Here is a 10433-nt window from a genome sequence, read left to right as displayed (position 1 = left end):
TGACAGCGGGTTGCAGCGACTACCGGTGTTCGAACCGGCAACGGGAATAACGAGGCTGGAGACCGTGCGGGTGTCGCGGGCTTCCGCCGATCAGCGGGCGGGCCGCGCGGGGCGAACGGAACCCGGCGTTGCGATCCGTCTATGGCATCCGGGACAGACGGCGGCGCTTAATGTCTTTACCCCACCGCAAATTCTGGCGAGTGATCTTTCCGGCCTTGCGCTGGATCTCGCCCATTGGGGTGTTCACGATCCTTCCATGCTCGCCTTTCTGGACACACCGCCTGAAGTCGCGCTCAAGGAATCGGTGGCGCTTCTCAAAAATCTCGGCGCTCTCGATGAAAGCGGCGCACTGACACAGCGTGGTCGCCTGATGCGCGGCCTTTCACTGCCGCCACGGCTGGCGGCGATGGTGATTGCAGCGGCAAGCGAGGGTGCGGGGAAAAAGGCGGCGATGCTCGCCGTCATGTTGACGGAACAGGGGCTGGGCGGAAACGATCTCGATCTTGATGAACGGCTACGGCGCTTTGTTTCCGACAGGAGCGAAAGAGCGCAGGCGGCGCGCAAGCTGGCATCAAGGCTGTTCGATGCGATTGGCGATACAAAGACGGTAGCCGAATTGCCGAGCGAAGCCGGCCCGCTGCTGCTGCATGCCTATCCGGACAGGATCGCGCTTCAGCGCGGAGCACGCGGCCGTTATGTGATGGCGAATGGGCGCGGTGCCGAACTTGCCGAGACCGAGCGGCTGGCGGCGAGCAGAATGCTTGTCGTGGCCGACATTACCGGGCGAGCGGCGCAACCGCGCATCCTTGCGGCAGCAGGCATTGACAGGGTCGATATAGAAGAGCGGATGCCGCACCTTATCGTTCAGCAGGACCAGTTGCTCTTTGACAAGGCAAGCGGCCAGGCCCGCGCCCGCCGGGTCACGCGCCTCGGCGCCATCATCCTCGATGAAACGCCCCTGCCCCGCCCGGAAGGCGAAAAGGCAGCACTGGCACTCGCCAATGGCATTCGGGAATTCGGCATCGGCATTCTGCCCTTCTCGAAAGAAACCCTGCAGCTACGCGACCGGATCGGTTTTCTGAACGCGAGCATCGGTGATCCCTGGCCCGACGTCAGCGATGCGGCATTGCTTTCGCGACTTGATGACTGGTTCGTTCCTTTCCAGCACGGTGCGCGTAGCCTGCAGGACATTCGACCCGGCAGCCTTTCCGAAGGGATTATGTCTCTGGTACCGCACGAGGTGGCGCGTGACCTCGGAAGACTAGCGCCAACACATTTCGAGGCGCCGACGGGCCACCGGCATCCCATTCGATATGATGCCAGCGAACCGACCCTTTCCATTCGCGTGCAGGAGCTTTTCGGGTTGACATCGCACCCCGCTATCGCGCAGGGGCGCTTGCCTCTGCTGCTGGAATTGACGTCGCCGGCACACAGGCCGATACAGACCACACGCGATCTTCCCGGTTTCTGGGCGGGATCGTGGAAAGATGTGCGGGCGGATATGCGTGGGCGTTATCCGCGCCATCCATGGCCGGAGGACCCGGCAGCGGCGCTGCCGACCAGCCGTGCGAAACCGCGCGGAACGTGACGACGATGAATAGGGTAAAGGAGACGAAGGTGGCTGGCCATCCTATCGAAACCACAAGGCTTGGCCGCGCCAGCCGCAGAATAAGGCTGCAGACAATTGTCTGGCTGCGATGGCTCGCCGTTGCCGGACAGACGGCGACGATCTTGTTCGTTGCTTTCGGGCTTAACTTCCCCCTGCCGCTTCTGGCCTGCGGCCTGCTGATTGCGGCGCTGGCGCTTGCCAATCTGTTTCTCACCGCCCGCTTTCCCTCCACCTATCGTCTGGAGCCGTGGGAAGCGACGTTGCTGCTGGCCTTCGACCTGCTGCAATTGACGGCGTTGATCTATATTACCGGCGGCCTTTCCAATCCTTTCGCACCGCTGATCTGCGTGCAGGTGATCATCGCGTTTGCCTCGCAGCCGCTGCGGCATTCGCTTATTCTTCTTGCCTTTGCCATCATCTGCTCAACAGCGATCGCCTTTTCGCCGTTTCCGGTTCCCTGGTATCCCGGCGAGGTTTTGCCGATCCAGCTCCTGCTGCACGTCGGTACCTGGGTCGCGATCATCGCCACCACATCCTTTGCGGCCTTTTATGCCTATCGCGTTTCGCATGAGGCCAATCAGCTGGCCGACGCGCTGGCCGCAACCGAACTGGTGCTGGAGCGGGAAAAACACCTCTCGCAGCTGGATGGGCTTGCAGCCGCCGCAGCGCATGAGCTCGGCACGCCGCTTGCGACCATCAGCGTTGTCGCCAAGGAAATGGAGCGCGAGCTCGGAAATGATGAAAAATATGGCGAAGACATAGCGCTGCTGCGCAGCCAGAGTGAAAGGTGCCGCGATATTCTGCGCCGCCTCACGTCGCTTTCCGCCGATAATGAGGAACATATGCGTCGCCTGCCGCTCTCTTCGCTGATCGAGGAGGTGATGGCACCGCACCGGGAATTCGGCATTCGCCTCGAACTTGTGGAAAAGAGCAACCGGGCCGACGAACCGGTCGGCATTCGCAACGCCGGCATCATCTATGGACTGGGCAACCTCATCGAAAACGGCGTGGATTATGCGCGGGAGAAGGTGACGGTGACGGTGGAGCATGATTCGCAGAATGTCGCGGTCCTCATCGAGGATGATGGGCCGGGTTATGCCCATGACGTGCTTGCCCGTATCGGCGAGCCCTATGTGACGGAACGGCACAACGAAACCCGGGCGGGCGGGCTGGGGCTTGGCCTTTTTATTGCCAAGACGCTGCTTGAGCGATCCGGCGCCACCGTTACCTTCGAAAATCTTGGCTCCAGCAAAACCGGCGCGCGGGTCACAATCATCTGGCCTCGCGCGCTTATGGACGATAAAAGAAACCGTTGACTTTACCATCCACGTTGAAGCGGCGATAAGAAGAAGAAAACAAAGCCGACGAAGTTGCCGGAAGGCCGGAAACATGAAGACAGAAGACCAGACCCCAACCACCAGCGCACCCGCGGACGATATCGATCCCATCGGACCCGACAAATCTCTGCTGATCGTCGATGATGACGGACCGTTTCTGCGCCGGCTTGCCCGGGCAATGGAAACGCGCGGCTTTGCCGTCGACACTGCCGAGACGGTGAGCGAGGGCATTGCCCGCTCCAAGGCTGCGCCGCCCAAATATGCGGTGGTCGATCTGCGGCTTACCGATGGCAACGGGCTGGAAGTGATCGAAGCTATCAGGCAGAACCGGGACGATACACAGATTGTCGTGCTGACCGGTTATGGCAATATCGCAACCGCCGTTACCGCAGTGAAGCTCGGAGCGCTGGACTATCTCGCCAAACCCGCAGATGCGGACGATGTCTTTAATGCGCTTACACAGCGCAAGGGTGAAAAGACCGAAGTTCCCGAGAACCCCATGTCAGCCGACCGTGTGCGGTGGGAGCATATTCAGCGCGTTTATGAAATGTGCGAACGCAACGTCTCAGAGACCGCCCGCCGTCTCAACATGCACCGGCGCACCTTGCAGCGCATTCTCGCCAAGCGCGCACCCAAATAAGCGGCGTCATTCGCCGAAACTGCGCCCGGTTGTCCATTCCGCCAGCATCAACCGGGTTGCAGCGGTTCTCGAGAAATCCAGCATCACCGATTTGCGGGTCGCCGGCGGCAATTTATGCTCCGGCGCATCGCGAAGCATATGGGCGCCATATCCATCCGAGAGGATCAATCCGCATTCTTCCGGAAAGATATCGGTCGGCACTTCGGGATGTGTCGCGAAAAACAGCCTGTCGCAATGCAGGCGGTATTCCGGCCATTTGCGATCGACACGGAAATCCTCGATCGAGGATTTGATTTCGATGATCCAGATCTCCCCCTTGACCGACAGGCTGATGAGATCCGCCCTTCGTCCACTCGCAAGCGGTAGTTCCGGCAGCACCGAATGGCGCATCTCGTGCAAAAGTACCTGAACGCCACGACGCACCAGCATCGCCTTGTCCGACTGGCGACCGTCTATTAAGGGATTATTGTTGGTAACGGAAAGAATAGTCATGGATAAAGGCTGCTGAAGCGTTTGGCCTATTGTTGCAAAAAGGCAATCAACCGGCAATTTTAGATGCGCAGCCGTTTCGCGGCGACGCAACGGCTTGCCAAGAGCGGCTGAATGGAAAATAACCGATTTATCCAATTAAGCCTACTCCTTCGCACAATTTGGCGAATTTTCCGCGAGAACAACATGCGCATCCGTACTTCATTGACCGCTCTTGGTCTGACGGCAGCACTGGCTCTGGCCGGCTGCGCTGAAACCACCTCCCAATCAACTCGCCCGACATCCGGCAAGATAGCGGCATCAGTGCCGGTTGCTGATCCCGTTCCGGCAAAAGTCGAAACCGTTCAGATTTTCAATGACGTATACGGTCCCGTGACCGATGCGGGCTACGCGCTGCCGGCCATTCCGATCAATCGTGTAAACGAGAAGTTCCGCCGTCAGATCGTTGAGTTCCAGACGAACGAACGTCCCGGCACGATCATCGTCAATACGCGCGATCGTTACCTCTATTATATCCTGTCCGGCAACCGCGCGGTTCGCTACGGCATCGGCGTCGGCAAGGCGGGTTTCGCCTGGGCCGGTGAAGCCTATGTCGCCTGGAAGCAGGAATGGCCGATGTGGCATCCGCCGAAGGAAATGGCCGACCGCAAGCCGGAAGTCGCGAAATATGTCGAGGCAGGCATGGGCCCCGGCCTGTCCAACCCGCTCGGCGCGCGCGCCATGTATCTCTTTAACGAAAAGGGACAGGATACGCTGTTCCGCATCCATGGTTCGCCCGAATGGGCTTCGATCGGCACCGCCGCCTCTTCCGGCTGCATCCGCATGATCAACCAGGATGTCATGGATCTTTACAGCCGCGTCCGTCCGGGCCGCAGCTCCAAGGTCGTCGTGATCCAGTAAGATCAGATACAAGCAAAGAAAAAGCCGCCGTGGAATTTCCCGGCGGCTTTTTTATTTATCCTAGACGCCTAAGCAGCGGCCTCAGGCTGACTGCTTCGCCTTCAGTTCCAGACGGCGGCGGTGCAGAACCGGTTCAGTGTAGCCATTCGGCTGTTCACGGCCCTTCAGTACAAGCTCGACAGCCGCCTGAAATGCGATCGATCCTTCAAAATCGGACGCCATCGGCAAATAGGCAGGGTCGTCGGCATTCTGCCCATCGACTACGGCAGCCATGCGTTTCATGGTCTCAACGATCTGCCCTTCCGTCACCACGCCGTGGCGCAGCCAGTTTGCCATGTGCTGTGCGGAGATGCGCAGCGTCGCGCGATCTTCCATCAGTCCGACATTGTTGATGTCAGGCACCTTGGAGCAACCGACACCCTGATCGACCCAGCGCACGACATATCCAAGGATACCTTGGGCGTTGTTATCGAGTTCGCGCTGAATTTCCTCCGGGGTCCAGTTGGGACGCGGCGCGACCGGCACCGAGAGGATATCGGAAAGCTTCGCGCGACCTCGGCTTTTCAAGCTTTCCTGAACGGCTGCGACATCGACCTTGTGATAATGTGTGGCATGCAGCGTCGCCGCCGTCGGCGACGGCACCCAGGCGGTATTGGCGCCTGCTTTCGGATGTGCGATCTTCTGCTCCAGCATTGCCGCCATCAGGTCCGGCATGGCCCACATGCCCTTGCCGATCTGCGCGTGGCCGGAAAGGCCGCATTCCAGCCCGATATCGACGTTCCAGTTCTCGTAAGCCGCGATCCAGGCCGCCTGCTTCATGTCGCCCTTGCGGATCATCGGACCCGCTTCCATCGAGGTATGGATTTCGTCGCCGGTGCGGTCGAGGAAGCCGGTGTTGATGAAAACGACGCGGTCCTTCGCAGCACGGATGCTTTCCTTGAGGTTGACTGTGGTGCGGCGCTCCTCATCCATGATGCCCATCTTCATGGTATTCGGCGCCATGCCGACGAGGTTTTCGACGCGAGAGAATATCTCGTTGGCGAAAGCGACCTCTTCCGGCCCGTGCATCTTCGGCTTGACGACATACATGGAGCCGGCGCGGGAATTCTGCCGCCGCCCGGACGGGCCGACGTCGTAAAGCGCGATCAGTCCGGTGACGACAGCATCCATGATGCCTTCCGGAACCTCACGGCCATCTCTATCGAGGATTGCCGGATTGGTCATGAGATGACCGACATTGCGCACCAGCATCAGCGAGCGCCCCGGCAAAGTGAGCGCCGAACCATTGGGTGCGGTATAATAACGATCTGGGTTCAGGCTACGGGTGAAGGTCTTGCCACCCTTCGCAACCTCTTCCGTCAGATCGCCGCGCATCAGGCCAAGCCAGTTGCCGTAAACCAGAACCTTGTCTTCGGCATCAACGGCAGCGACCGAATCCTCGCAATCCATGATGGTTGTCAGCGCGGATTCGAGAATGACATCCGAGATACCTGCCTTATCCCCCTTGCCGATTTCGGTCGAAGGATCGATGACGATCTCGGTGTGCAAACCATTCTTGCCAAGCAGGATGGTTGCCGGCCTTTCTGCCTCGCCGGTAAAACCCTTGAATTGCGCGGCATCCTTCAGTCCCGTCGTGCCGTCACCGATTGCAAGCTGCAATGCCCCGTCAGCGATCTTGAAGCCGGTCACATCCGACCAGCCTGCCGTTTCGAGCGGGGCCGACTCGTCAAGAAAGTTGCGCGCCCAGGCGATGACCTTTTCGCCGCGTTTCGGATTATAGCCCCTGCCCTTTTCCGCACCATCGGCATCAGAAATGGCATCCGTGCCATAAAGCGCATCGTAAAGCGAACCCCAGCGAGCATTGGCGGCATTCAGCGCGTAACGCGCATTCATGACCGGGACAACGAGCTGCGGGCCGGCGACAGCGGCAATTTCAGGATCGACATTGCTGGTTTCCACCTTGAAGCCGGGACCTTCAGGCAGCAGATAACCGATTTCCTTCAGAAAGCTCTCATAGGTGTCAAAATCCACCGGAGCGCCATTTTGCCGATACCAGCCATCCAGCTTTTCCTGCAGGGCGTCGCGCTTTGCCAGCAATTCACGGTTCTTGGGAGCAAGCGCATGGACGATGGCAGAAAAGCCTTCGAAGAAAGTCTCGTTGTCCAGGCCCGTGCCCGGCAGGACTTCATCCGTCAAAAAGGCATAAAGCCTGTCATCGATGGAAAGACCGAATTTATTCGTGCGGCTCACATGCGCCTCCTTTATTCTGAAGGCATAGATTGGACGCGGAGACCGCCGCTCGTCAATTGCGGCAGGCAGCCAAATATTATTTCCTTTTTGGAAACAATGTAGGCGATAATCGCCTTTTTCTACAAAAGCGCCTGCAGGTCCTTGATACGGTCATTCACCAGCCAGCCGTAATAGTTTTCTTCCGGCAACAGGGGCTGTTCGCCGCCTGCGGCGCGCTGGCGGTTTTTCTGGGCGAGAGCGGCCGCGCGCTGCTGAGAGCCGCCGACATTATAAAGCGTGGAGGTCACGCCCGGATTTCTCGAAATATCCATGTCGGCAATCGATCTGTAATCATCGATCGATTTGCGGATGGAGGCGGCCATGAAGGCCAGCGAGCGGTCCGGGTCCATGATCGCGGTATAGACGGCGGTGGCGTCGTTCTCATCCAACCTGTCATAACCAGAGGTTTTCGAAACCATGTCGGACAACATCAGCGCCGTCAGCGGGTTGATCTGGCCAAGACCGAAGGTCTGTCCGGCGTAGAAGGGCTGGAAAAACACGGCACTGAAACGGTTGTTCGGATAGGCAACGCCATCCACCGTCTTGCCGCGGAAGCTGTCGTCCCAGACATCTTCCCGACAGTTCCAAAGGCCGTAGGAATCCTTTTTCGACTGACATTTGGTAAATTGCGAACGTGCCAGAAACTGCGCGATGGTTTCGTCCTTGTAGCCGAAACGGAAGCTGCTGCCGGCATAGGAGGCAGCTTTGACATAGTAGGATTGCAGCCGGTCATAGGCGTCGACATTATAGGTATGCTCGCCGACAATCGCACCGATCATATGGATCGGATCGATGCCGTAGCGCCCGGCAGTCGACTTGATCTTGGCGATCAGCGCCTTGTCGGAGGACAAGAGGTCGATCACCTTCTGGTATTTGCGTTCGAAAGAGCTGTTGGACGCCTTGGTTCTGCGGGCGGAAGCGCCGGGAACACCGGGCTGTTCGGCGTTGCGATTGCCCGGTGGAACGACCGTCGCCGCCTCGGCATAAGAAGATGAAACGGCAGTGACCGCCAGAGCCACGGCAAATGCCAGAAGAGTTTTGCGCACGAGCGAATGCCTTTTCTCAAGCCTGCGGCTTCCCTTCGAAACACGTGAGGAAAACCGGACCATTCCACGAAAGCGGTTCCAACCGGAATGCAGCCCTTCCCATAAACAAAATGCGGGCTGAATGCGAGATGAGGCAGATAAAATAAAAGAGTGCGGCAAATATGGCCGCACTCCTCTTTCGTTCTCCTTGAAGTCTTCAGAGAATATAACGAGACAAATCCGTATCGGCGGCAAGATCGCCGACATGTTTTTTGACGTATTCCTGATCGATCTTGACGACAGAGCCGCCGCGATCCGGCGCGTTGAAGGAAATCTCGTCCAGAACACGCTCCATCACCGTCTGCAGGCGACGAGCACCGATATTCTCAACCGACGAATTGAGATGAACGGCCACATCGGCCAGAGCGTCAATCGCATCATCGGTGAAATCAAGGTCGAGTTCTTCCGTCGCCATCAGCGCCTTGTACTGCCGGATGAGGCTTGCTTCCGTCTCGGTCAGGATACGGCGGAAATCCTCCTTGGTCAGCGGCTTCAACTCGACGCGGATCGGCAGGCGGCCCTGAAGCTCCGGCAAAAGATCGGATGGCTTTGCCACATGGAACGCGCCTGACGCGATGAACAGGACGTGGTCGGTTTTGACAGGGCCGTATTTTGTCGAAACCGTCGTACCTTCGACAAGCGGCAGGAGATCGCGCTGCACGCCTTCACGCGAAACGCCGGCGCCCATGCCGCCATCGCGCGCCGCGATCTTGTCGATCTCGTCGAGGAAGACGATACCGTCATTTTCCACCGACTTTACCGCTTCGCGCTGGATCATTTCATTGTCGAGCAGCTTGTCGGATTCGTCGCGGACGAGATCGGTATAGGATTTCGAGACCGTGGTGCGCACCTTCTTGGTGCGTCCGCCCATGGCCTTGCCGAACATTTCCGACAGGTTGAGGACACCGATATTGGCGCCCGGCATACCGGGAATTTCGAAACCGGGCATGCCCGAGCCGCTATCGGCCACCTCGATATCGATTTCCTTGTCGTCCAACTCGCCATCACGCAGCTTCTTGCGGAAGCTTTCGCGGGTGCCGGGCGACGCCGTCGTGCCGACAAGCGCATCGAGCACCCGTTCTTCAGCACTGGCATGCGCCTTGGCCTGTACCTCGGCACGTTTCTTTTCACGCACGAGGCCGATACCGATTTCCACGAGATCGCGGATGATCTGTTCGACATCGCGGCCGACATAACCGACTTCGGTGAACTTGGTCGCCTCGACCTTGATGAAGGGAGCGCCGGCAAGCTTGGCGAGACGCCGGGAAATCTCAGTCTTTCCGACGCCGGTCGGTCCGATCATCAGGATATTCTTGGGCATCACTTCATCGCGCAGGCTCTCATCGAGCTGCTGACGACGCCAGCGGTTGCGCAGTGCGATCGCGACCGCACGTTTCGCATCATGCTGGCCGATGATGTGGCGGTCCAGTTCCGAGACAATTTCCCGGGGTGAAAAATTGGTCATTCTATCCTCTCGGCTTTCCTGCTCCGGCCGGCCATTCCGGCCCGGCCCACAGGACCCATGTTTGAGAAAATTCGCTTATTCGGCGTCGAGCGTTTCGACGACGAGATTATGGTTGGTATAAACGCAGATATCGGCGGCGATATCGAGCGCCTGGCGCGCCACCTCTTCGGCAGACTTGTCCGTGTCCATCATGGCGCGGGCAGCCGCAAAGGCGTAATTACCGCCGGAACCGATGGCGATCGCACCGTGCTCGGGCTCCAGCACATCGCCATTACCGGTGATGGCGAGCGTGGTGGATTTATCGGCCACCAGCATCATCGCTTCGAGGTTGCGCAGATATTTGTCCGTGCGCCAGTCCTTCGCAAGCTCCACCGCCGCGCGCATCAACTGGCCGGGATATTGCTCGAGTTTCTTTTCAAGACGGTCGAGCAGCGTGAAGGCATCCGCAGTCGCGCCGGCAAAACCAGCAATCACTTCACCCTTGCCGATGCGGCGAACCTTGCGGGCATTACCCTTCATGACGGTCTGGCCAAGGCTTACCTGACCATCGCCAGCCATGACGACCTTGCCGCCTTTTCTGACTGTAATAATCGTTGTCATCAAACACCTGTCTGCCCTT

General features: G+C 58.7%; 9 protein-coding genes (1 of these 9 cut by a window edge). 4 read left to right on the top strand and 5 right to left on the bottom strand.

Annotated elements, in window-relative coordinates; genetic code table 11:
- From hrpB to CFBP6623_RS13880, 3 genes are all read left to right on the top strand, one after another.
- Positions 1-1588 carry the 3' portion of an ATP-dependent helicase HrpB gene (gene hrpB, locus CFBP6623_RS13890; RefSeq protein ID WP_046799747.1) on the top strand. Its footprint begins 899 nt before the window's first position, so 1588 of the gene's 2487 nt are visible here — the last part of the coding sequence; the start codon falls outside the window, past its left edge; the stop codon is at positions 1586-1588.
- 29 nt (positions 1589-1617) lie between these two features.
- Positions 1618-2925, top strand: a complete 1308-nt coding sequence (actS, locus tag CFBP6623_RS13885; RefSeq protein ID WP_080842433.1) for a two-component system sensor histidine kinase ActS — start codon at positions 1618-1620, stop codon at positions 2923-2925.
- A gap of 73 nt (positions 2926-2998) precedes the next feature.
- Positions 2999-3586: an ActR/PrrA/RegA family redox response regulator transcription factor gene (locus CFBP6623_RS13880; protein ID WP_046799745.1), complete on the top strand. Its 588-nt coding sequence runs from the start codon at positions 2999-3001 to the stop codon at positions 3584-3586.
- Positions 3587-3592: 6 nt separating this feature from the next.
- Here the strand turns inward: CFBP6623_RS13880 and CFBP6623_RS13875 are convergent, their stop codons facing one another.
- Positions 3593-4078 (bottom strand): MmcB family DNA repair protein, encoded by a 486-nt coding sequence (locus tag CFBP6623_RS13875; protein WP_004444350.1) that lies wholly within the window; start codon positions 4076-4078, stop codon positions 3593-3595.
- A gap of 183 nt (positions 4079-4261) precedes the next feature.
- Here CFBP6623_RS13875 and CFBP6623_RS13870 point away from each other — a divergent pair, with 183 nt between their 5' ends.
- Entirely contained in the window at positions 4262-4975 is a 714-nt protein-coding gene (locus CFBP6623_RS13870; protein ID WP_046799744.1) for a L,D-transpeptidase, read from the top strand.
- An 81-nt stretch (positions 4976-5056) separates the two neighbouring features.
- Here the strand turns inward: CFBP6623_RS13870 and CFBP6623_RS13865 are convergent, their stop codons facing one another.
- The 4 genes from CFBP6623_RS13865 to hslV form a co-directional block, all read right to left on the bottom strand.
- Positions 5057-7225 (bottom strand): malate synthase G, encoded by a 2169-nt coding sequence (locus CFBP6623_RS13865; RefSeq protein WP_046799743.1) that lies wholly within the window; start codon positions 7223-7225, stop codon positions 5057-5059.
- Between the two features lie 119 nt (positions 7226-7344).
- Positions 7345-8310, bottom strand: coding sequence for a DUF1402 family protein (locus CFBP6623_RS13860; RefSeq protein WP_046799771.1), 966 nt, complete (start codon positions 8308-8310; stop codon positions 7345-7347).
- A 196-nt stretch (positions 8311-8506) separates the two neighbouring features.
- Positions 8507-9814 carry an ATP-dependent protease ATPase subunit HslU gene (hslU, locus tag CFBP6623_RS13855; protein ID WP_046799742.1) on the bottom strand — a complete coding sequence of 436 codons (1308 nt, stop codon included), beginning with the start codon at positions 9812-9814 and terminating at the stop codon, positions 8507-8509.
- A 75-nt stretch (positions 9815-9889) separates the two neighbouring features.
- Positions 9890-10414 (bottom strand): ATP-dependent protease subunit HslV, encoded by a 525-nt coding sequence (gene hslV / locus CFBP6623_RS13850; RefSeq protein ID WP_046799741.1) that lies wholly within the window; start codon positions 10412-10414, stop codon positions 9890-9892.
- Between the last annotated feature and the right edge of the window lie 19 nt (positions 10415-10433).

The sequence above is a fragment of the Agrobacterium tumefaciens genome (assembly GCF_005221385.1).
Classification (GTDB): domain Bacteria; phylum Pseudomonadota; class Alphaproteobacteria; order Rhizobiales; family Rhizobiaceae; genus Agrobacterium; species Agrobacterium tomkonis.
This window is presented reverse-complemented; position numbering and strand designations above follow the sequence as displayed.

What these genes read in the sequence shown, in the direction of transcription:
- CFBP6623_RS13875 (WP_004444350.1), bottom strand. Translation starts at nt 4,078, where the DNA reads ATGACTATTCTTTCCGTTACCAACAATAATCCCTTAATAGACGGTCGC.
- CFBP6623_RS13880 (WP_046799745.1), top strand. Translation starts at nt 2,999, where the DNA reads ATGAAGACAGAAGACCAGACCCCAACCACCAGCGCACCCGCGGACGAT.
- hslV (WP_046799741.1), bottom strand. Translation starts at nt 10,414, where the DNA reads ATGACAACGATTATTACAGTCAGAAAAGGCGGCAAGGTCGTCATGGCT.
- hslU (WP_046799742.1), bottom strand. Translation starts at nt 9,814, where the DNA reads ATGACCAATTTTTCACCCCGGGAAATTGTCTCGGAACTGGACCGCCAC.
- CFBP6623_RS13870 (WP_046799744.1), top strand. Translation starts at nt 4,262, where the DNA reads ATGCGCATCCGTACTTCATTGACCGCTCTTGGTCTGACGGCAGCACTG.